The organism is Streptomyces sp. NPDC054813 (assembly GCF_053611365.1).
In genome coordinates, this window is record NZ_JBSHAF010000040.1 from 14,870 (window position 1) to 37,312 (window position 22,443).

Below are 22,443 nucleotides of genomic sequence, written 5' to 3' on the forward strand. Positions count from 1 at the left end.
CTTACAGCACAGGGCAACTGCGACGCGAATGCGCCCCCTGTACGCTCCCTCCGAACGCCCTTCGCGCCCTCAATTCCCGTGGTAGGAGCGTTGATCGCCCGCAAAAGGAGGGGTCGATTTTCGGCCAATTCGGCGAGGTCGACGCGACGGTGCGCACGCTCCGTACATGCTTTGCGCACCAAACGCGCGCGTACTCGAACGCGCACAGTCCGGGAGGCGGGCATCGCCTCCCGGACCGGTCCGCCACCCGCGGGGATTGAGGTGGCGGTGTCCCCCAGCCCACTGGATCCAGTACAGCGGGCCGACCCACGCACCGACCATGGAACCGCTCCCCCGATGGCCGGAGAAGAGCGCACGGACGGGCGCACGGCCACACGGCGGGGGCACGACGCGACAGGCCGTGCACGGTGCGTATATGGGCCGCACTCGCGTACGGACCACAATCCCGCCATCCGGAACAATGCCCCTTAACGCTTGGGATGCGGCGAACTACGCTGGGTTTACGAATGCCGCGTGGTTATGCCACTGCGGCAGCCGTCTGTGTCGAGGGGTGGCGCATGTCCAGGGAGCAACGCGGGCCGAACGAAAAACTCGGCACCGTTCTCGCCCTCGCGGGAATCAGCAACGCAGGACTCGCGCGACGCGTCAACGATCTTGGCGCTCAACGCGGGTTGACTCTTCGCTACGACAAGACGTCGGTGGCGCGCTGGGTGTCGAAGGGCATGGTGCCGCAGGGCGCCGCGCCGCATCTCATCGCAGCCGCGATCGGCCAGAAGCTCGGCCGCCCGGTGCCGCTCCACGAGATCGGCCTGGCGGACGCGGATCCCGCGCCCGAAGTGGGCCTCGCCTTCCCCAGGGACGTCGGACAGGCGGTGCGCTCGGCCACCGAGCTGTACCGGCTCGACCTGGCCGGCCGCCGGGCCGGCTCCGGCGGCATCTGGCAGTCGCTGGCCGGTTCGTTCGCAGTAAGCGCGTACGCAACGCCCGCCTCGCGCTGGCTGATAACCCCCGCCGACAGTTCGGTCGCGCGCGAGGCGAACACCGCCGAGGCCTCCGGCGCACCGCTCAAAGTCGGCCACAGCGACGTGCAGAAGCTGCGGGAGGCGGCCGAGGACGCCAGGCGCTGGGACTCCAAGTACGGGGGCGGCGACTGGCGTTCGTCGATGGTGCCGGAGTGCTTACGAGTGGAAGCGGCACCGCTGCTGCTCGGCGCGTACTCCGACGAGGTCGGGCGGGCACTGTTCGGGGCGAGCGCCGAACTGACTCGGCTCGCCGGGTGGATGGCCTTCGACACGGGACAGCAGGAGGCCGCGCAGCGGTACTACATCCAGGCACTGCGGCTCGCCCGCGCGGCGGCCGACGTGCCGCTCGGCGGCTATGTCCTGGCATCGATGTCGTTGCAGGCGACGTACCGCGGGTTCGGCGACGAGGGCGTCGACCTCGCGCAGGCGGCCGTCGAACGCAACCGCGGCCTGGCCACCGCGCGGACCATGAGCTTCTTCCGGCTGGTCGAGGCACGGGCACACGCGCGTGCCGGTGACGCACAGGCCGCGGGGGCCGCGCTGAAGGCTGCGGAGGGGTGGCTGGAGCGGGCGCGAGAGGGGGACAACGATCCCTCCTGGCTCGGCTTCTACGGATACGACCGGTTCGCCGCAGACGCCGCCGAGTGCTACCGGGACCTGAAGGCGCCGCGCCAGGTGCGGCGGTTCACGGAGCAGGCGCTGTCGAAGCCGACGGAGGAGTTCGTGCGGTCGCACGGGCTGCGGCTGGTCGTCTCCGCTGTCGCCGAACTGGAGTCCGGAAACCTCGACGCGGCGTGCGAGCAGGGGGTGCGGGCCGTGGAGGTGGCCGGGCGGATCTCGTCGGCGCGGACGACCGAGTACGTGAAGGATCTGCTGCACCGGCTGGAGCCGTACGGGGACGAGCCGAGGGTGGTGGAGCTGCGGGAGCGGGCGCGTCCGCTGCTGATGGCGCCGGCGTGAGGGTCGCCCACTCGTCCATGGACCTAAGGACGCCGGGCGGGTGCGGGTGCGTTGTGGTTGCTCGCGCCCACGCGGCGGCAGCCGCACATCGAAGACAGCCCCGCGCCCCTTTGGGGCGCGCCGTACTCCCCCGCGTTTGAAGTGGCTGTCAGTGGCGCAGTGCACTATCGAGCGTGGGAGGTGGTGCAGGTGTCTGCCGGGGTTGCTTATGACTGTGATGTGCTCGTCGTCGGGGGTGGGATCGTCGGGCTGTCCACGGCGTTTGCGATCAGCCGGGCCGCGCCCGGTACCCGGGTCACCGTGCTGGAGAAGGAGGCCGGGGCGGCACGGCATCAGACCGGGCGGAACAGCGGGGTCATCCACAGCGGGATCTACTACCGGCCCGGATCGCTGAAGGCACGGTACGCCGTCAAGGGTGCCGCCGAGATGGTCAAGTTCTGCGCGGAGTACGGCATCGCGCACGCTGTCACCGGCAAGCTGATCGTCGCCACCGAGCGGGCGGAGCTGCCCCGGCTGCACGCGCTCGTGCAGCGCGGCCGGGAGAACGGGATACCGGTGCGGGAGCTGGGGGCCGCACAGATCGCGGAGTACGAGCCCGAGGTGCGGGGGCTGGCCGCCATACACGTCGGGACGACCGGTGTGTGCGACTTCGTGGGGGTCGCCCGGCAGCTCGGCGAGGCCTCGGGGGCGGAGATCCGGTACGGGGGCCGGGTGGAGCGGATCGACCGGCGGCCGGAGCGGGGCGTGGCCGTGCTCACCTCGCGCGGAGACGTCGTACGCGGACGCGTGCTGGTGAACTGCGCCGGGCTGTACTGCGACGAGATCGCCCGGCTCGCGGGGGACGAGCCGGGGATGCGGATCGTGCCGTTCCGCGGGGAGTACTACGAGCTGGCGCGGCGGGAGCTGGTGCGGGGGCTGGTGTACCCGGTGCCGGATCCGGCGTTCCCGTTCCTCGGGGTGCATCTGACCCGGGGCGTCGACGGAGGCGTGCACATCGGGCCCAACGCGGTGCCGGCGCTGGCCCGGGAGGGGTACGGATGGGGTGTCGTACGGCCCCGGGAGGTGGCGGGGACGCTGGCCTGGCCGGGGACGTGGGCGCTGGCCAGGCGGCACTGGCGGTACGGGGGCGGGGAGCTGCGGCGGTCGGTGTCGAAGCGGGCGTTCACGGCGGCCGTACGGCGGCTGTTGCCGGCCGTGACCGATGCGGACCTGGTGCCGGCGGCGGCCGGGGTGCGGGCGCAGGCCGTGCTGCGCGACGGCTCGCTGGTCGACGACTTCCTGATCAAGGAGGGCGCACGGACGGTGCACGTGCTGAACGCGCCCTCGCCCGCGGCGACGGCCTCGCTGCCGATCGGGCGGGAGGTGGCGCGCCGGGCACTGGAGATGCTGGGCTCGGTGTGACCCGGGCGCGACCCGGCCGCCCCGTCTCAGGCGGTCTGACCCGGGCGCGACCCGGCCACCCCATCCCACTCGGTGTGACCCGTGCGGGACCCGGCCACCCCGTCTCGCACGGGCCGTAAAATCGACCCCACTGTGTCTGACTCGCTCAATGCCCCAGAGACCCCCCGGCCCGCCGAGACCGTCCCCGGCTCGGGCTCCCCGCACGCTCCCGGTGTGTCCGTCCGGCACACCCGGACCAAGGGGGAGCCGCGGTTCCCGGACGGACCCAGCGCCGATCCGGCCGGGTCGCACTTCGAGCGGCGGATCCGCAGTTTCCAGCCACGGCGGAGCCGGGTGACCGCGGGACAGGCGGACGCCCTGCAGCGGCTGTGGCCCAAGTGGGGCCTGGACATCGACGGGCAGCACGTCATCGATCTCGGTGCGCTGTTCGGCAACGCCAATCCCGTCGTCCTGGAGATCGGGTTCGGGATGGGAGAGGCGACCGCGCAGATGGCCGCCGAGGACCCGGACACCAACATCCTCGCCGTCGACGTGCACACGCCGGGACAGGGGAACCTGCTCAACCTCGCCGACCAGAACGGGCTGTCCCACATCCGGGTCGGCAACGGGGACGCGATCATCCTGCTCCGGGAGATGCTCACGCCCGACTCGCTGGACGGGCTGCGGGTGTACTTCCCGGACCCCTGGCCCAAGAAGCGGCACCACAAGCGGCGGCTGATCCAGCCCGAGTTCCTCGACCTCGCCGCGACCCGGCTCAGGCCGGGGGCGATCGTGCACTGTGCGACGGACTGGGAGCCGTACGCCGAGCAGATGCTCGAAGTGCTCGACGCGCACCCGGCGTTCGAGAACACCCAGGCCGAGGGCGGTTTCGCGGCGCGTCCCCCGTACCGGCCACTGACCCGTTTCGAGGGGCAGGGGCTGGACAAGGGACATGTGGTGAACGATCTGCTCTTCCGTCGCGTACAGCATCCGGTGCAGCAGGGCGATCAGCACCGACTGGAGTCACCTCGTTAGGGTCGATGCCGTGGCCACCTCCCCGCCGCCGTACCCGCCGTATCCGTCGTACCCCCCGGACCCCACCGGTGCCGGGCTGCGGCATCCCCGCTGGTGGCAGCGGCGCTGGGTGCGGTACGGGGCGCTGAGCACCCTGCTCGCCCTGTCCGGCCTGGTCATCCTCGCGCTGGTGCGGGAGCAGACGGGCACGGAGGGCTTCCTGGTCGGGCTCGGACTCGCGGTGCTGCCCGTGCCGCTGCTGATAGCCGCGTTCCGCTGGCTCGACCGGGTCCAGCCCGGGCCCTGGCGGAACCTGCTGTTCGCGTTCGCCTGGGGGGCGTGCGCGGCCGCGCTGATAGCGATCGTCGCCAACAGCTTCGCGACGCACTGGATAGCGACGGCGACCGCGGATCCGAGCAGCGCGGACACCCTTGGGGCGACCGTGATAGCGCCGATCGTCGAGGAGTCCGCCAAGGGCGCGGCCGTGCTCATGGTCTTCCTGTTCCGCAGACGGGACTTCACCGGGATCGTCGACGGTGTGGTGATAGCGGGGATCACCGCCACCGGGTTCGCCTTCACCGAGAACATCCTCTACCTCGGTACGGCCTTCGGGACCGACCGGCTGACCGGCGGCACCGGCATCGCCTCCGTCACCGCCGCGACGTTCTTCGTGCGCATCGTCATGTCCCCCTTCGCCCACCCCCTGTTCACCGTCTTCACCGGCATCGGGTTCGGTATCGCCGCGTTCTCCGGGGAACGGCAGCGGGTGCGGCGGGTGCTCGTGCCGGTCGCCGGGCTGCTGCTCGCGATGAGCATGCACGCGTTCTGGAACGGCTCGTCGACGTTCGGGCAGTACGGGTTCTTCGCCGTGTACGGCATGTTCATGGTGCCGGCGTTCGGGTCGCTGACGTGGCTGGCGATCTGGACCCGGCAGCGGGAGCTGCGGACCGTCCGGGAGGAGCTGCCGGCGTATGTGTACGCCGGGTGGCTGGGGACGGCCGAGCCGTTCGTGCTCGGCTCGATGCGGGCGCGGCAGATGGCCCGGGAGTACGCCGCGTACCACTTCGGAAAGCCGGCCGGGCGGGCGGTCGCCGAGTACGAGGCGTACGCGACGACGCTCGCCCTGCTACGCCGCCGAGGGCGGCGGGGACGGGCGGGCGCCGACTTCGTGGTGCGGGAGCGGGAGCTGCTGACGGAGCTGTGGACCCGGCGCGAGTTGGTCCGCCCCGCCCTGGGCTACGCGGCCCGCACGGCCGCACCGAACGGCTGGCCCGGATACCCGCCGCCGGCCTATGGGGCACCGGGGTGGTATGCGGCGGCGGTGCCGTATCCGTCCTACAACCCGTACCGGAGCTAGTGCTCCAGGGTTGCGGAGGGCTGGGCACCGCCGGAAGAGGCCGCACGGGCCGACCGCGGTTGCCGCGGAAAGCAGCGGAGAGAAAGCGGGAGTCAGGCGGAAGCCGCCGTCAGCTGTGCCAGCTCCTGCTCCGTCAGCTCCAGGTCCGCCACCCCCAGCAGCGCCGGGAGCTGTTCCACCGAGCGGGCCGAGGCGATGGGGGCCGTGATGGTGGGCTGGGCTGCCAGCCAGGCCAGGGCGACCGTGGGGACCGGGGCGGAGTGGGCCTCGGCGATCTCGTCCAGGGCGGTCAGCACCTTCTGGCCCCGCTCGGTCTCGAGGTACTGGGCGGCGCGGCCCGCGCGGGCGCTGTCAACCATCGTGCCGGGGCGGTACTTGCCGGTGAGGAAGCCGGCGGCGAGGGCGAAGTAGGGGACCGCCGCGAGGCCGGTGCGGGAGGCCAGCTCCTGGAGGGGGCCCTCGTAGGTGTCGCGGGAGACCAGGTTGTAGTGGGGCTGGAGGGCGACGTACCGGGCGAGACCCTCGCGGTCGGAGAAGTCCAGGGACTCCTGGAGCCGCTCGGGGGTGATGTTGGAGGCGGCGATGTGCCGGACCTTGCCCGCCCGCACCAGTTCGTCCAGCGCGCCGACGATCTCCTCGACCGGGATCTCGGGCTTGTCGAAGTGCGTGTAGTACAGGTCGATGTAGTCGGTGCCCAGGCGGCGCAGGGACGCGTCGGCGGCGGCCTTGATGTTGGCGCCCGACAGCCCCAGGTACTCGGGGTGCTGGCTGACCTTCGTCGCGATCACGACGTCGGCGCGGTTGCCGCGCGCCTTGACCCACTTGCCGATGACCGTCTCGGACTCGCCGCCCTTGTGGCCCTCGATCCAGGCGGTGTACGCGTCGGCGGTGTCCACGAAGTTGCCGCCCGCTGCCGTGTACGCGTCGAGGACGGCGAAGGAGGCGGCCTCGTCGGCGGTCCAGCCGAAGACGTTGCCGCCGAGGCAGAGTGGGAACACCTCCAGGTCGGAGGCGCCGAGCTTGCGGAGGGAACGGGAAGCGGAAGAAGAGGTCATGCCTCAGTTCAACACCGGCCGCCTGCGGACCCATGCCGCCGCAACGCGAAGTTCTCGTAAAAGCGGAAGGCCCTGGCCGGCCCCGGGTACACCAAACCGGCAGCCCTGACGTCGGGGGGGTTGTCGTCAGGGCCGCCGGGGATCAGTGGGGTCCGTCAGGGGTTGAGGCCCTTGCCACGCAGCCAGGTCATCGGGTCGATGGCGGTGGCCTGGCCGTTCGGGTGGACCTCCAGGTGGAGGTGCGGGCCGGTGACGTTGCCGGTGGCGCCCACCCGGCCGATGACGTCACCGGTGGCGACCTTCTGGCCGACCTTGACGCCGATCGAGGACTGGTGGCAGAACCACAGCTCGGTGCCGTCGTCCAGGGTGATGATCGTGCGGTAGCCGTACGAGCCGGCCCAGCCGGCCTCCGTGACGGTGCCGCTGTGCACGGCCTTGATCAGCGTGCCGGTGGGGGCGGCGAAGTCGAGGCCGGTGTGGTAGCCGGAGGCCCACATGGAGCCGGCCTGCCCGAAGGTGCCGGTGATCGTGTAGGAGACGACCGGCAGCGTGTACTGCTTGGCCAGCGCGGCGAGCCGCTTCTGCTCGGCCTGCGCCTTCTCGGCGGCCTGCGCCTGCTCCTTGGCGTCGGCGGCCTTGGCTGCCGCCGTCTTCTCCGCCTTGGCCTCCGCGTCGGAGACCGCCTTGTCGGCGGCGGCCACGGCCTTGGCGGTGGCCTTGACGTCGAGCTGGGTCTGCTGCTGCTCGGCCTGGGCGATGATCCGGCTGCGCAGCGCCTCACCGGCGTCGGAGGAGGAGTCCGCGTCGGTGGCGGCCGTCGTGGTGACGCTGCTGAGGGCGGTCTGGGTGGCGTGGTGGCCGCTGCCCTGGCCGAGCAGGGAGTCGACGGAGGACGGCAGGTCGGGCAGCGAGATGGAGACCGGCGGCTTGCCGGTGTTGGCGCTGGCCATGCCGCCCGCGCCGACGGCGGCGATGACGCCGACGCCGAGGACCGTGGAGCTGCGGGCGAGCCCGCCGCCGCGCTGCTTGGCGACCCGGTGCCGGCCACGTACCGGGGCGAGGGACTCCTCGGTGGGGTTCCACTCCTCCCAGGGGCCCTCGTCGGTGCGGTAGCCGCCGTAGCCGTAGGTCTCGGGTTGACGCTGGCTGGGCACGAACGGGGCTGTCGGGGCAGGCCGGTTGGACGCCACGCGGGCGCACTCCTTTCCTTCCGCTGCCTACCGGGTTAGCTGACGGGTTCGGAGCGGGAAGGTCTCCTACGCGCGTATACCGGCCGATTTCTTCCGGCGGCAGCCGTGCGATTCACCCCAAGGTGGTGGTTCCCCGGTTCCCTTGCGGGATTCGGCGCGTGCGCACGGAGCCGTCGCGGGTGACGGCTGGGACGACCGCGCTGCGTTATCGAACGTTAATAGACCCGGCTATCAGATTCCAAGCAGTTCGCCTTGATCATTAAGCTTTCAAAGCGTGGACTTACCTGCCACGAACGGCCAAAAACGGTCGAGTTGACCATGCATTCTGTTCGGCTCAGGAGTCACACGCGTCTCAGACGTTATGCGGAGGGCGGTCGTCCGCGCACCTAGGGTCACAATCCCCAGTACAGCCGGTGCCCGCGCTCAGGGCCGCCGTACCGCGAGCAGCGCCATGTCGTCCGTCATGCCGCCGCCGGTGTGCCGGCGCACCTCGGCCGCGAGCCAGGCCAGCAGCGGGCCGGGGGCGGTGCCGACCCGGCCGGCCAGCCGCCGCTCGGGGTCGTAGAACCGGCCGTGCGCGTCCCGCGCCTCGGAGAGGCCGTCGGTGTGCAGCAGCAGCGTGGCCCCGCTCGGGAACGCGTGCTCGGCGGCCCGGTCCGGCCAGGCCCCCAACTCGCCCATCCCCAGCGGCAGCGCGGCCTCGGGCACCCGTACCGGGCTCACCCTGCCGTCGCCGTACAGCAGCAGGGGCGGCGGATGGCCGCGGTTGACGACCCGGACCGTGCCGTCGCCGTGCCGGAGTTCGGCGAGCACGGCGGTGGTGAACCCCTCGAACGCGTCGACGCCACCGCGCCGGACACCCTCGCGGGCCAGCGCCCGCTCCAGCCGCGCCGCCACCGCCTCCAGCGTGGCCTCCTGCTCGGCCGCCTCCCGGAACGCGCCGATCAGCACGGCTACGGCGGCGACCGCGTCCATGCCCTTGCCACGGACGTCGCCGACGACCAGCCGCACACCGTACGGGGTGTCCTGGACGGCGTACAGGTCGCCCCCGATGAAGGCGCCCTCCTGGGCCGCCTCGTAGCGGGCGGCGATCTCGAAGCCGCCGATCCGCTCGGCGGGCTCGGGCAGCACCGCCCGCTGGGCGGCCTCCGCGATCTCGCGGGCGGAGGCGAGGCGCTGGTCGCCGAGGCGGACCACCCGGTTGATGCCGGCGGCGAGGGCGGCGACGGTGACCACGGTGAGGACTTCGGTGGCCATGTCGACGTTGGGGCTGAAGGTGTAGCGGGCGTGCACGGCATAGGCGGCGAGGAAGGACGCGAGGCCGGTCAGGACGGTGGCGCGGAGGGAGAAGAGGGGCGCGGCGATCAGCGGGGCGGCCGTGAAGAAGGGGACCGGCGTGAAGGCCCGCGGGGTGAGGACGTCGTAGCAGACGCCGGCCGCGATCAGCAGGACGGGCAGGAAGCGGGCCAGGGTGCGGACGACTGCGGACCCGTCCTCCTGCACCTGTCCAGAGCCCACGGCACGACTCCCTATATGTCCCCGGTGTCCAATATATGTCCGTCCAGATTTGCGGCTGCGAGCGAGCAGGGGCGAGTGGTGTGGACCGGGCGGATGAGTACGGACGGGTGTGATGAGGAACACGCAGAGGGACACACGGAGGGACAAGCGGAGGGACACACGGAGAAGCACGTGCCGGTATACGACTCAGGGCCGGAATCCTCGTTCTTGGATTCCGGCCCTGAGCCTTCAGTAGCGGGGACAGGATTTGAACCTGCGACCTCTGGGTTATGAGCCCAGCGAGCTACCGAGCTGCTCCACCCCGCGTCGGTGAAACCAGCATACGCCATCGGAGGAGCGCGAGTCACACGGGTTGAGGAGAGGTCAGCTCAGCAGGTGCGCGTTCGGGGTCTTCGCCAGCTCCTCGTACGCGCCCAGCACCAGCACCGACACCCCAGCCTCCCGCAGCATCCCCGTCCCGTCGGCCGCCTCGACGAAGGTGTCCGGCTCGCGCCACGCCGTCACCACCCGCCGCACCCCGGCCCGGAGGATCAGCTCGGCGCAGGGGTGCGGCCGGGAGGCGCGGTGGGTGCAGGGTTCGAGGCTGGTGTAGACCGTGGCCGTGGCCAGCCGGGGGTCGGCCGGGGAGATCTTGGCCAGGGCCGCCTCCTCTGCGTGGACGACCGGGTCGCCGGCCTCCCGGGAGTGGCCGCGGGCCAGTTCCGTGCCGTCGGCCGCGACCACCACCGCGCCGACGCTGAAGGCGGTCCGGGAGGGCGGGCAGTCGGCCGCCAGCTCGCAGGCGAGCCGCAGCCAGTGCCGGTCCGCGGCGGACGCCGACCCGCCCGTGCCGGGGGCGGTGGGCTCGTACCGCATCAGGACCACGTCCCCGATACGGCGGCTCTCCAGGAGCCGCAGCCGCCCCTCCTGGTACCCGCCCGGGCCGAACAGCCGCGGTGCCTTCGGGTCGCCGACGAAGAGGGGGGCCAGGACCAGCTGGAGTTCGTCGGCCAGGCCCTGCTGGAGGAGCTGGGTGTGGACGGTGCCGCCGCCCTCGACCATCAGGCGCCCGACCGACCGCACCTCGTGCAGGTCCCTCAGCAGCGCGGGCCAGTCGAGGTCGGCGCCGAGGGAGACGACGTCCGCGGCGATACCGAGGCCGCGGATCCGCGTCGCGCCCGTGTCCGTCGTGTAGACGACCTTCTCGCCGCCGGTGTGCCAGAAACGCGCGTCCGGGTCGAGGTCGCCGGTCGCGGTGACCGTGACCTTGAGGGGGTACTCGGGCTTGCCCGCGGCGGTCCGGGCCGCACGCCGCCCGGGATCGTTGACCAGCAGCCGCGGGTTGTCCGCGCGGACGGTGCCGGCGCCGATCAGGATCGCGTCGACGGAGGCCCGCACCTCGTCGACCCGGTCGAAGTCGGCCGGGGACGAGAGCAGCAGGCGGTCGGGGCCGGTGTCGTCGAGATAGCCGTCGAGGGAGACGGCGGCGGACAGCAGGACGTAGGGGTACGGCATCGGACGTGCTCACTCCCGAGGGCGACGGGCAGGCTTGGTTAAACTTTGAAACAAACCTACACTGGCTGTATGACGACTCGCTGGCTGACGCCGAAGGAGCAGAGCGCCTGGCGCGCCTACGTCTCGGCGACACACCTCCTGGACGATGCGATGGACCGGCAGCTCCAGCAGGACGCCGGCATGCCGCATCTGTACTACGGCATCCTCGTCAGTCTCTCCGAGGCGCCGGAGCACAAGCTGCGCATGACCGACCTCGCCGAGAAGTCGAAGATCACCCGGAGCCGGCTGACATACGCGGTGACCCGGCTGGAGAAGGACGGGCTGATCCGGCGCGAGGACTGCAAGTGGGACAAGCGGAGCAGCTTCGCCGCCCTGACCGACGAGGGCATGGCGGTGCTGGAGCGCGCGGCGCCGGGGCATGTGGAGACGGTACGGGCGGCGGTGTTCGACCATCTCTCCCCGGAGCAGGTGGACCAGCTGGAGGAGATCAGCTCGGTGATCGCACGGGCGCTGGAGGGTGACGCGTCGACCCCGCGGCCGACCTCCGACGAGGTTCCCTGGCGGCGGCGGTCGTCGCCCTGTTCCGGCCCCTCTTAAGGCCTCGGCCTGCCGTGAGGTCTCGCGGTGGGGCCGCGTGGATATTCCCGCAAAACCCTGTTGCTTCAAATTTAAAACATGGGTAGGGTTCCAGCAGTGGATCTGCTTCAAATCTGAAGCAGAGGCCGCTACCGTCCTGCACCCGGACACAGGAGAACCCGATGCCCGACTTCCCCGCCGCCACCCAGCGCGCCCGCGTCCGGGTACCGCTGCGCTTCACCGACGGCTACAGCGTCAACGCCGAACTCGTCACGTTCCATGGCCTCACCGACGGCCAGGAACATGTGGCCGTCGTCCTCGGCGACCCCGCGCCCGGCACGCTCCCGCTGGTCCGGCTGCACTCCGAGTGCCTGACCGGCGACGTCTTCGGCTCGGCCCGCTGCGACTGCGGACCCCAGCTGCGCGAGGCCGTCGAGCGCATCGCGGAGCGCGGTGGCGTGCTGCTGTACCTGCGCCAGGAGGGACGCGGCATCGGCCTCTACAACAAGCTCGACGCCTACGCCCTCCAGGACCAGGGCCTCGACACCTACGAGGCCAACGCCGCCCTCGGCCTCCCCGAGGACGGCCGCGACTACACCGCCGCCGCCCAGATGCTGGCCGCTCTCGGCGTCACCGACCTCGACCTGCTCTCCAACAACCCCGACAAGGCGGAGCAGTTGCGCGGCCTCGGCGTCACCGTCCGGGACCGCGTCCCGACCGGTGTCTTCCGCACCGCGCACAACGTCCGCTACCTGCGCGCGAAGGTCCTGCACACCCAGCACACACTCCCCCTCGCCGAGCTGACGGAACTCAACGCGGGCTGAGCAACGGGGCTGAAACCGGGCAGAGCGGCCGGGCAGAGCGGCCGGGCTGAGCAACCGGGCTGAGCGGCTGGGCAGAGCGGCCGGGCTGAGACGCTCCGATGCCGGCTGGGCACCGCCCCGATCCGGCCGGCCGGCCGGCGCGGTGGCGGCCGGGCGGAACGGCCGACCGGCGCCGCGCGGAACGTCGGCTGAAACTCGTTCGCCGTCCGTCGCGCAGCGGCGCTAGCCTCGCCGGCCATGGGAGCACGAGCGCAGTACGTGGTGGTCGAGAACGGCGCCTGGCAGCGGTACTACTCGCACTGGGCCGCCAACCGGGTGGTTGACGACCTGCTGCCCGGCCCGGCCGCGGCGACACGCTGCTTCCGCGCCAACCAGGAGATCAGCGAATGGCTCGACGACGTGTGGTGCGAAGGCGCGGCACTCGTCGACCACGACCGCGGGATCCTGCTCTGGTTCGCCTTCGCGGACAGCTGGGCCGACCACGTGGCCGCCCGCGCCGTACTGGCCCGGACATGGCCCGGCTGGGAGGTCCGCTTCGCGCACGACGGCATGGGCGATCTGACCCACCACCTGGGCCTGGGAAGGGACCTGACCCGTCCGCCGGGCTGGTTCGAGACCTTCGAACCTTCCTGGTACGCGGACCCCGAGAACACCGAGCCCAGGTCCGTCGTCTCCCTGCGCCTGCCCGACGGAAGCGTTCGCGCCTGGGGCAGCGGCCGGGAGCCCATCGAGTACCTCGCCGACGGCTCCGGCCTGATCGACCTGCTCGTCGCGTCGCCGGCCACCCCTCCGCCCACGGACATGCCGTACGGCGGTGTCCATTTCGACCCGCAGGCCCGCACCGTCGCGCTCTGGGCGGTGCAGACCGTGGCCGGCATTCACAACTGGCCGTTGCCGGGCTGGGAGAACTGGGTCCTGGACTTCCGCGGCGACGACCACACCCGGCAGGCCGGGCTGCTCCCCGCGGACTTCCCCTTCCCCCGGCCCCCGCTCGCGGCGGCACTGCGGACGCTCGGCGAGGGCCTCGGCACCCCGCCGCCCGACAACGGCGCGCTCCTCGCCCACGCCACGGCTGTGTCCGGTCCGGAGGGCACCACCCCCGTGGTGACCCCCGCCGCGCTGGTGCCGCACGAACCGGCCGATCCCACCCCGGCCGAACTGGCCGCGCTGCGTACGGCGCTCGATGCACTGGCCGCAGAGACGGAAGCTGACTGACCGCCACCTGAAAACACCGCAGCGTCCGAGTCAGCCGAAGCCGACCCGGACGCTGCACAGCAGGTCAGGGGCCATATCCCCCGCCCACATCCCGTAGGCCGTGTGGGACTCGAACCCACAACCAATGGATTAAAAGTCCACTGCTCTGCCAATTGAGCTAACGGCCCAGGCGATGTTGCCTCCCCGAGCATAGCCGGACGGAGCCGCGTCGCCGATCGGGTATCGGGGTCGCGGCCGCGTCGTGAGGCAGAAGTGGCCCGGACCGTCAGAGATCGACCAGTTTGGCGGTGTCCTCGTGGCGTGCTCTGTCCGGGTGGAGGAACCAGTGCCGGGCCGAGACCTGCCACCAGATCGCGGCGAAGCCGAGGATCGCCAGCACGGCCACCGGGGCGTAGTTGAAGGACTTCCAGGTGACCGGGGAGACCTGCGGGAGCATGAAGAGGACGGTGATGACACCGACCCAGGCCACCGAGATCACGCCGATCACCCCGGACCAGCGGCCCAGATGCCACGGCCCGCGTTCGAACGCGGCGCCCTTCCTGACCCGCAGCAGCGTCGGGATCACGTACGCCACGTACAGCCCGATCACCGCGATCGACGTCACCGCGGCGTAGGCCGTGTAGTTGATCAGGTACGGGAGGCCCAGGGCGAGCGCGGCGAAGGCCGCCAGCCAGACCGCCGCCACCGGGGTGCGGGTGCGCGGGCTGACCGTGTGCCAGACGCGGGAGAAGGGGAGCGCGCCGTCGCGGGAGAACGCGTAGATCATCCGGCTGTTGGCCGTCACCGACGCCATTCCGCAGAAGAGTTGGGCGCCGATGACGACGAGGAGCAGGAGCTTGCCGGTCGTGGCGCCGAGCGCGTCCAGGAGGATCTGGGCCGGCGGTGCCCCGGTCGGGGACCCCAGTTCCTTGTCGTACGACTGGATCGCGAAGGTGAAGCCGAGGAGCAGGACGAAGCCGGCGATCCACGACGTCCAGATCGAGCGGACGATGCCCCGCGGGCCCGCCGTCGACGCGTCGTGCGTCTCCTCCGTCATGTGCGCCGAGGCGTCGTACCCGGTGAAGGTGTACTGGGCCATCAGAAGGCCGAGCAGGACCACGTACGGGCCGCTGCTCCAGCCCGTCCTGTTCACGAACTCGGTGAAGACGAAGGACGCCGACTGGTGGTGGTCGGGGACGAAGGTCAGCACGCCGACGATGACCGCGACACCGACGACGTGCCACCACACGCTCACGCTGTTGAGCAGCGCGACGATGCGGACGCCGAAGGTGTTCAGCAGGCCGTGCAGGAGCAGGATCGCGGCGAAGAGGAGGATCGTGCGGCCCGGGGTCACCTTGAAGTCGAACTGCAGGTTCAGGTACGCGCCCAGGAAGGACGCGGCGCCGAAGTCGATGCCCGCGGTCACCGCCACCTGGCCGAGCACGTTGAACCAGCCCGTGAACCACGCCCAGGCGGCCGCGCTGCGGGGCGGGGCCAGGCGGTGGGCCCAGAAGTAGAGGCCCGCCGAGGTGGGATAGGCGGAGCAGATCTCGGCCATGGAGAGGCCTACGAAGAGGGTCATCAGGCCCACGGCCACCCAGCCCCAGGTGATCACCGCGGGACCGCCGGTGATCATGCCGAAGAGGTAGAGGGTGAGACAGCCGGAGAGGACCGAGATGATCGTGAAGGAGACCGCGTAGTTCGAGAAGGCCGACATACGGCGGGCCAGGACCTGGGTGTAGCCGAGCTGGGCCAGCCGCTCCTCGTCGGAGGTCGCTTTGCCTATCGCGTCATCTGTCATGCCCCCAGCGATTCCCTCGCCGGGGGCGTGACATGCGTCACAGCGTGGCTGAAAACACTCTGGAACCCTCTGGAAACAGGCCTAGAAGAGGCCCTTGTAGCCCTGCCAGCCCGTCCCGATCTTCACCCGGGCCGCGAACGTACCCTTGCCGGTCCCGGTCTGCCGGTACAGGTTGCCCGCCGTGTCCCGCACGACCAGGTCACTCTTCCCGTCCCCGGTGATGTCCCCGACGCCCACGACCGCGTTGTACGACGAGCCCCACCCGGTGGCGATCTTCACCCGGCCGCCGAAGCCGCCCTTGCCGGTGCCGTAGTACCGGTACAGGTTGTTCGCCTTGTCCTGCGCGACCAGGTCCCCGACCCCGTCGCCGTTCAGGTCCCCGGCGCCGACGACCTTCTTGTACGTCTTCCAGTTGTCGTACAGCTTCACGCGGGCGGAGAGCTTGCCGGTGCTGGTGCCCTTGTAGACGTACACCGCGCCGGTCTTGGCGTTGCGGGTGATCAGGTCCGGGCGGCCGTCCTTGGTGAGGTCGCCGGGGGCGGTCAGGACGTCGTACTGGTCCCAGCCGGTGCCCAGCGTCGTGTACCGCGTCGTCGGCTCCAGCGGGTCGTCGCAGGCCGGCTTGTACAGCCGCAGAGTGCCGTTGCTCAGCCGGACCAGCACGTCGTTGCAGTTGTCGCCGTTCAGGTCGCCGACGGGCACCGGTCTGATCGCCGTGGACCAGCCGCTGCCGATCATCCAGACCTTGAACTGCCCGCCCGTGCCCAGCTGGAACGTCAGCTCACCGAACGTGTTCAGGGTGAGCAGGTCGCCCATGCCGTCCCCGCCGCCGACGTAGTCGCGGTGCACGACGCGGCCGTGCAGCAGCCGGACCGACCCCTGGAGCGACAGCGGCGCACCCGTCCCGTCCGCCGGAGTGACCGACAGCGTCCAGTCGTACGGGCCGCTCGGGAGGAGCTTCGTACCGGCCACGCCGTCCCAGCCGACGTTCAGCACGCCCCGCGCCGGACCGCCGGTCGCGGTGTCGACGACCTTGCCGGTCACCTTGTCGCGGACGGTCAGCGTCCAGCCCGCGGCCGGCTTCGACAGCGGCACCCGCGTCACCGCGTACACGGCCGGATCGGTCTGACGGGCCTCCAGCGTGGTCGCGCGGTATACCGGACCCAGCGTGCGCAGCGGCTGCTGGGCCACCCCGGACGGCTCGAGGTGCACCTGCTCCCTGGCGTCCACATAGGCCGCGTTGGCGCCGGACTCGTCGACCGTCCAGCGCACGTCCCGCTGCGAGACCCCGGTGTCGGGCAGGTCGCCGATCACCCGGCTGACGGGGGTCCCGTCGGCGACGGTCGTCGACACCAGCTTCCCGGCCGCCTTGTCGTGCGTGACGACATACCCGTCGCCGAGCTTCGCCTCGTCGGCCGGGACGGACACGGACTTCTTCGCCGTACGGTCGTACACCCCGGCCCTGTCGCCGCAGTTCCAGTACAGCCAGCGACCCAGCGCCTGGAGTTCGGTGGGTGCGCAGCCGGCGTCGGTGGCGACGGTCTCGACCGTCTTCCGCTGCGTCAGGTCGTACGCCGTGACGGTGCCGGGGGTCGCGCCCGGCGTCCACAGCGTGTCTCCGGAGAGGGCGGCGGGGCCGGGGGTGCGGGTGAGGACCGGGGTGAGGCTGCCGCCGACGATCCCGTAGACGGCCTGCCGGTGGGATGTCGTGTGGATCAGGTACGTGCCGGAGGCATCGGTGATCCGTCCGCCGGCCGGGACCTCGCTCTCCCAGTGCTGGCCGGGCTCGGCCACCGTGATCCGGTCCGGCCCGTCCGCACCTTCCGTGCCGCGCTGGAGCGACGCGACCCGCCCGCCGGGCATGCCGAACAGCTGCGAGCAGCCGAGGTCCGTCTCCGCGCAGGTGCCCAGCCGGGTGGTGGTCCCGTCGACCGAGGTGCGCGCCCCGAACGTCGGCGTCCCGGACGCGGCGACGGTCCGTGCGAAGGCGTCCCGGACGTCGGAGTCACTCGCGTCGCCGACGACAAGCGTCCCCTGGTCCAGGGACAGCCCCTGGATCTTGTACGCCGGCTTTGGCAGCGCCTTGACCTGGGTCACCGTCGGCTCGCCGCCCGGGCCCGGCTGGATGCGCTGGACGCCCCAGTCGTCCGCGGCGGCGCCGGTACGGCCGACCGCCAGGGCACCGCCGTCGGAGGCGGCGGCGACGCCGCCGTTCGACGCGGGCAGCAGGGTCCTCGAAGGACCGCCGGCGATCGGCTTGGCGATCACCGCCGTACCGGGCTGGGTCAGCAGCCAGTCGCCGACGACCGCGAGGTCGGTCGCGGGCAGCATGCCGCCGCCGCCCAGCGTCACCGCGACCGGGGCGGCGGACAGGTCGGTGCGGGAGTACACCTGGACCGTGGGGTCGTTCGTGTTGAAGAGGACGACATGGGCGGGGGTGACCTGCGCGTTGAGGTAGACCTTGGCGGTGGGCGGGGTCCAGGCCCGCACCTGCCCCGTGTGCCGGTCGACCATGACCGAGGTGTACGACCCGCCGCCGGTCCGTCCGGCGAGGAAGAGCAGCCCGTCCGCGTCGCCGCCCTTGGGCTGCCCGAGCACGTATCCGTCGGGCACCCCGGTCACCGGTACGTCACGCGTGCTGCCGTCGTCCTGCGGAAGCAGCAGATGCATCTCACGGGTCGCCGTGCCGTTCTCGTCGGGCACCTGCCGGTAGGCGACCGCCAGGTCGGCGTAGGCAGTGAGCAGCGAGAGCCCCTCGGGCGTGTGGATCGTCCGGGTGGTGCCGTCGGCCGCGTTCCACAGGTCGACCCGGCCGTCGGCGTACCTGTACGCGAGGACGTCGCCGCCGGCGGTCGAGTAGCTGGTGTAGCCGGACGGGTGGACCACCAGTACCGAGACGCCGGTGGAGTAGCGCGTCCAGACCAGCCCCGCGCGCTCCAGACTGTGGAACACGCCCTGGTCACCAGCGCCGTCGCGGCCGCCGTACGTCGACTTCCCGTAGAGCGCCCCGGACGTGTACGTGCCGCGCAGCGTCGGCGGTACGACCGTCTCCTGTGCGGTGCCGGCCGTCGCCGACGGGGCCGGCAACAGTGGGCTCAGGGCTGCCGCCAGTACGGCGGTCGCGGCGACGAGGCGCAGGCGTGCAGGGGCATGACGCACCACGAAGAGTCCCTCCCCAGGAACGGAGACGGGTTCGGCGCCGCTCACTCCGACGCCCTCGGCCCCCCGGCCTGCCCACCCGTCACATAAGTGCGCCGATCTTACAGCCGCTTCACAGGTTCGCGCCCAGCCGTTCCGGACGCGTCATGCGGAAGGGCCCGTACGACAGTTCGTCGTACGGGCCCTTCCTCAGCTCACTCGGTGTCAGCCGTTGCGCTTCCAGCGCGGCTTGTCGTCGCGGCGGAAGGAGCTGGAGCCGGTGCCGGTGCCGGTGCCGGTGCCGCGGTGGTCGTCACGGCGGCCGTAGGGGCGGTCGTGGCCGCCGCTGCGGAAGCCCGGACGGTCGTCGCGGTGGTCGCGGTTGAAGGGACGGTCGCTGCCCCGGTGGCCGGCCGGACGGTCGTCGCGGCGGAAGCCGCCACGGTCACCGCCGTCACGACGGTCGTCCCGGCGGAAACCACCCGACGGACGCTCGTCACGACGCTCGAAAGAACGGCCACCACGGTCACCGTCACGACGGTCGTCCCGGCGGTCGTCGCGGCGGAAGCCACTCGACGGACGCTCGTCACGACGGTCGAAGGAACGGGCACCGCGGTCGTCGCGGCGGTCGTCCCGGCGGAAGCCGCCCGACGGACGGTCGTCGCGGCGGAAGCCGCCACGGTCACCGCCGTCACGACGGTCGTCCCGGCGGAAACCACCCGACGGACGGTCGTCACGACGCTCGAAGGAACGGCCACCACGGTCACCGTCACGACGGTCGTCCCGGCGGAAGCCACCGGAGGGACGGTCGTCACGGCGGTCACGGCGCTCGTAGTTGCCCCGCTCGTCGCGCTGCTGACGCGGACGCTCGTACGAGGAGGACTCCTGACGGGCCGGCGCCTCGACGGCCGGCTGCTCCGCCACCTCGGCCTCGGCCTCGGCGACGGCAGCGGCCTCGGCCACCGCGGTCTCCGGGTCATCGCCACGCTCGCGGGCGGCACGGGCGACCAGACGGTCGGCCTCCTCGCGCAGCTCGGCCGCACGGCGGGTGGCCCGCTCCAGCTCCTTGGTGAGCTGGGTGACCTCACGCTCGGCCTGCTGCGCCGCGTTGCCCGCGGACTCGGCCTGGACCTCGGTCATCGAACGGGCGCCGGTGATCTCGGCGACCTCGGGCTCGAAGGCCGTACCGGAGTTGATGATGTGACGGCCGGCGTCGACGCCCGCGTCCTCCATCAGCCGGAAGATCTGCCGGCGCTGGTGCGGCAGGGAGAGGGAGACGACGGTTCCGGTACGACCGGCACGCGCCGTACGGCCCGCGCGGTGCAGGTAGTCCTTGTGGTCGCCGGCCGGGTCCACGTTCAGGACCAGGTCGATGCCGTCGACGTGGATACCGCGGGCGGCGACGTCGGTGGCGACGAGCGCGTTGACGTACCCGTCCTTGAAGTCGGCCAGCGTCCGGGTGCGGGCGCCCTGGGTCATGCCGCCGTGCAGCGCGTCGGCCTTCACACCGGCGTCGCGCAGCTGCTCGGCGATCCGGTCGGCGCCCAGCTGGGTGCGGACGAAGATGATCGTGCGGCCCTTGCGGGAGGCGATCGCGGCGGTGACCGGCGCCTTGTCCTTGGGCTTCACGATGAGGATGTGGTGGGACATCGTCGTGACGTTGCCCTGGGCGCTGTCGACCTCGTGGGTGACCGGGTCGGTCAGGTAGCGCTTGACCAGCGTGGAGATCTCGTTCTCCATCGTGGCCGAGAACAGCATGCGCTGGCCGCCGGCCGGGACCTGGTCGAGCAGCTCGGTGACCTCGGGCAGGAAGCCCAGGTCGGACATCTGGTCGGCCTCGTCGAGAACGGCGATCTGCACGTCCTCGAGGGAGCAGGCGCCGCGGTTGATGATGTCGCGGAGACGACCGGGGGTGGCGACGAGGATGTCGACGCCGCGCTCCAGGGCGTAGATCTGGTTGCCCATGGACGTACCGCCGCAGACGACCTTCATCTTCAGGCCGAGGACGTCGCCGTACGGCTGGAGGGCGTCCGCGACCTGCATGGCCAGCTCACGGGTCGGGGTGAGGATGACGGCGCGGGGCCGCTTCTTCTCGGTACGGCCGCCGGCCAGCGTGGCCAGGGTGGGCAGACCGAAGGAGAGGGTCTTGCCGGAGCCGGTGCGGCCACGGCCGAGGATGTCCTTGCCGAGCAGGGCGTCCGGGATGGTCGCGGCCTGGATCGGGAAGGGGGTGGTCACACCGTTCTGCGCGAGCTTGCGCACGACGCCCTCGGGGAGACCGAGGTCGGCGAAGGTGACCTGAGGGGTGTCGGTGGTGGTGTCAGTGGTGGTGTCGGTGGTGTCAGCGGTCTCCTCGGAGACCTGGGTCACCAGCTCGTTGTCCTCGTTGTTCTCGGACACGACGAACTGATCAGTACTGGACACGGACATGCGAATGCGAAACCTTCCGGAGTCTCTTCGGCACGCGCCCGTCAACTCCGTGATTCGCTCACGACCGCCTCAATGCGGTCCGCCACGGCAAGGGAGAGTACGCGCCACACGGCGCGCTCTGCGGTGGCGCCGGGCAAATGGGATCAAACGATCTACCACCATACGCACCCAACACCCCTCAAGGCAAACCGCCCCCCAAACCCGCAGCTCACACACCACACCCCCCTTCCTCCGCCGCCCAATTTTCGGCCCACCGCGTCGGCGCTCGACCCCCACGGCGCTCTCCGGCGGTGCCGGACCCACCGCCGCTCGTCGTGCCGCACGCACCGGTGCTCGTCGTGGGCGGAGGCCAAGCCGTCGCTCGTCGTGCCGGACCCGCCCGCGCTCTGAAGGCCGACGGCGACCTACGCAGGCGTCCCCGCCTCCGGTGCCGGTTCCCGTTGCATCAGCTGCGGCCCCGCGCCCTCGTGCGCCGACGAGGACGGCTCGGCGGACGGCGGGTCCGTGGCCGGCGGTGGCGGTGTCGGCGAGTCCGGCGGTGGCGTGGGGGAGGCCGCCGGCGGCGTGGGTGACGCCGGCGCCCCCGAAGGTCCGGCCGGTACCCCCGGCGGCGCGCTCTTCCCCGGCTTCACCGGCACCGTCGGCCCCGCACTCGCGCCCTTCGACGGCTTGGCGGTCGCCGACCCGGACTCCCCCGGCTTCGGCTTCCCCCCATGCCCCCGCTTCCCGTCGGCCACCGCACCGCCGTACCCCGCACCACCCTCGCCGGACACCCCGGAACCCCCGTCGGCCTCGCCCCCGTCCCGGTGCCCGGCGGAGTGCGACGGCTTGGCCTTCCCCGCGTCGTCCCCGACGTTCACACAGCCCGCGGCGGCCGCGACGGCCATCACGGTGACGGCCAGACGGACGGGTACGTACAAGGGGCGCACGGCGGCCACCTCCGGGGGCGAAGAAAGGAGTCAACCTCCCCAACTCCCGCCGCCCACAAGAGGACACGCAACCGAGGCGTCACCCGCACCGGTGCATCACCCGCGTCGCGGCGTCACCCGCGCACAAGGGCGCACGCCGGCCCCGCCGCCCCCGGTTCACCCCTCACCCGTACCCCAGCGCATGGAGCCGCGCGTCGTCGATGCCGAAGTGATGGGCGATCTCGTGGACCACGGTCACCTCGGTCTCCGCGACGACCTCCTCGCGCGACGCGCACATCCGCAGCGTCGGCCCGCGGTAGATGGTGATCCGGTCCGGCAGCACGCCCGCGTACCACTCCCCGCGGTCGGTCAGCGGAGTCCCCTCGTACAGCCCGAGCAGCTCAGGGTCGGACGGGTCGTCGGGCTCGTCCTCGACGAACACCGCCACGTTGTCCATCAGCCGGGTCAGCTCCGGCGGGATCCGGTCGAGCGCCTCGGCGACCAGTTCCTCGAACTCCTCGCGCGTCATCTCCAGCACAGGCCCATTGTCCGGCACGGAACGCCCGTACGAGAGTCGCGAAC

General features: G+C 71.7%; 16 protein-coding genes, 2 tRNA genes and 1 riboswitch. Of the genes, 7 read left to right on the forward strand and 11 right to left on the reverse strand.

Annotation, left to right across the window (positions count from 1 at the left end):
• The first annotated feature begins 557 nt into the window (after positions 1–557).
• The 4 genes from ACWGJB_RS46145 (at position 558) to ACWGJB_RS46160 (ending at position 5,733) form a co-directional block, all read left to right on the forward strand.
• Entirely contained in the window at positions 558–1,982 is a 1,425-nt protein-coding gene (locus ACWGJB_RS46145; protein WP_351713581.1) for an MFS transporter, read from the forward strand.
• 180 nt (positions 1,983–2,162) lie between these two features.
• Positions 2,163–3,383, forward strand: a complete 1,221-nt coding sequence (lhgO, locus tag ACWGJB_RS46150) for an L-2-hydroxyglutarate oxidase (protein ID WP_453386033.1) — start codon at positions 2,163–2,165, stop codon at positions 3,381–3,383.
• 132 nt (positions 3,384–3,515) lie between these two features.
• Positions 3,516–4,397, forward strand: a complete 882-nt coding sequence (gene trmB / locus ACWGJB_RS46155; protein WP_453386034.1) for a tRNA (guanosine(46)-N7)-methyltransferase TrmB — start codon at positions 3,516–3,518, stop codon at positions 4,395–4,397.
• A 10-nt stretch (positions 4,398–4,407) separates the two neighbouring features.
• Entirely contained in the window at positions 4,408–5,733 is a 1,326-nt protein-coding gene (locus ACWGJB_RS46160) for a PrsW family intramembrane metalloprotease (protein WP_453386035.1), read from the forward strand.
• Positions 5,734–5,825: 92 nt separating this feature from the next.
• Here ACWGJB_RS46160 and ACWGJB_RS46165 read toward each other — a convergent pair whose 3' ends face one another.
• The 5 genes from ACWGJB_RS46165 to ACWGJB_RS46185 all read right to left on the reverse strand — a co-directional run bounded on the left by ACWGJB_RS46165 (position 5,826) and on the right by ACWGJB_RS46185 (position 10,990).
• On the reverse strand, positions 5,826–6,788 hold the full coding sequence (locus tag ACWGJB_RS46165) for an aldo/keto reductase (RefSeq protein WP_453386036.1): 963 nt from the start codon (positions 6,786–6,788) through the stop codon (positions 5,826–5,828).
• Positions 6,789–6,943: 155 nt separating this feature from the next.
• On the reverse strand, positions 6,944–7,978 hold the full coding sequence (locus ACWGJB_RS46170) for a M23 family metallopeptidase (RefSeq protein WP_453386037.1): 1,035 nt from the start codon (positions 7,976–7,978) through the stop codon (positions 6,944–6,946).
• Positions 7,979–7,987: 9 nt separating this feature from the next.
• A riboswitch (cyclic di-AMP (ydaO/yuaA leader) is annotated at positions 7,988–8,145 on the reverse strand.
• Between the two features lie 256 nt (positions 8,146–8,401).
• On the reverse strand, positions 8,402–9,511 hold the full coding sequence (locus ACWGJB_RS46175; protein ID WP_453386072.1) for a PP2C family protein-serine/threonine phosphatase: 1,110 nt from the start codon (positions 9,509–9,511) through the stop codon (positions 8,402–8,404).
• Between the two features lie 217 nt (positions 9,512–9,728).
• Positions 9,729–9,802 (reverse strand) — tRNA-Met (locus ACWGJB_RS46180).
• A 57-nt stretch (positions 9,803–9,859) separates the two neighbouring features.
• The gene (locus tag ACWGJB_RS46185; protein WP_453386038.1) at positions 9,860–10,990 is read right to left on the reverse strand and encodes a dihydrofolate reductase family protein; all 1,131 of its coding nucleotides are present in this window, start codon (positions 10,988–10,990) and stop codon (positions 9,860–9,862) included.
• A 69-nt stretch (positions 10,991–11,059) separates the two neighbouring features.
• On the opposite strand from ACWGJB_RS46185, the gene ACWGJB_RS46190 reads away from it, so the two are divergent.
• The 3 genes from ACWGJB_RS46190 to ACWGJB_RS46200 all read left to right on the forward strand — a co-directional run bounded on the left by ACWGJB_RS46190 (position 11,060) and on the right by ACWGJB_RS46200 (position 13,605).
• Positions 11,060–11,587 (forward strand): MarR family winged helix-turn-helix transcriptional regulator, encoded by a 528-nt coding sequence (locus tag ACWGJB_RS46190; RefSeq protein WP_453386039.1) that lies wholly within the window; start codon positions 11,060–11,062, stop codon positions 11,585–11,587.
• A 161-nt stretch (positions 11,588–11,748) separates the two neighbouring features.
• Complete coding sequence (locus ACWGJB_RS46195) at positions 11,749–12,390, forward strand: GTP cyclohydrolase II (protein WP_360481220.1); 642 nt, start codon at positions 11,749–11,751, stop codon at positions 12,388–12,390.
• A 237-nt stretch (positions 12,391–12,627) separates the two neighbouring features.
• Complete coding sequence (locus ACWGJB_RS46200) at positions 12,628–13,605, forward strand: hypothetical protein (protein WP_453386040.1); 978 nt, start codon at positions 12,628–12,630, stop codon at positions 13,603–13,605.
• Positions 13,606–13,699: 94 nt separating this feature from the next.
• On the opposite strand, the gene ACWGJB_RS46205 is transcribed toward ACWGJB_RS46200, so the two are convergent.
• From ACWGJB_RS46205 to ACWGJB_RS46230, 6 genes are all read right to left on the reverse strand, one after another.
• Positions 13,700–13,772, reverse strand: a tRNA-Lys gene (locus ACWGJB_RS46205).
• Positions 13,773–13,870: 98 nt separating this feature from the next.
• Entirely contained in the window at positions 13,871–15,385 is a 1,515-nt protein-coding gene (locus ACWGJB_RS46210; protein ID WP_453386041.1) for an amino acid permease, read from the reverse strand.
• Positions 15,386–15,466: 81 nt separating this feature from the next.
• Positions 15,467–18,547, reverse strand: a complete 3,081-nt coding sequence (locus tag ACWGJB_RS46215; RefSeq protein ID WP_453386042.1) for an FG-GAP repeat domain-containing protein — start codon at positions 18,545–18,547, stop codon at positions 15,467–15,469.
• A 201-nt stretch (positions 18,548–18,748) separates the two neighbouring features.
• The gene (locus ACWGJB_RS46220; RefSeq protein ID WP_453386043.1) at positions 18,749–20,953 is read right to left on the reverse strand and encodes a DEAD/DEAH box helicase; all 2,205 of its coding nucleotides are present in this window, start codon (positions 20,951–20,953) and stop codon (positions 18,749–18,751) included.
• A gap of 404 nt (positions 20,954–21,357) precedes the next feature.
• Positions 21,358–21,882 (reverse strand): hypothetical protein, encoded by a 525-nt coding sequence (locus tag ACWGJB_RS46225; protein WP_453386044.1) that lies wholly within the window; start codon positions 21,880–21,882, stop codon positions 21,358–21,360.
• Between the two features lie 163 nt (positions 21,883–22,045).
• Entirely contained in the window at positions 22,046–22,399 is a 354-nt protein-coding gene (locus tag ACWGJB_RS46230) for a metallopeptidase family protein (RefSeq protein ID WP_453386045.1), read from the reverse strand.
• Positions 22,400–22,443: the final 44 nt, after the last annotated feature.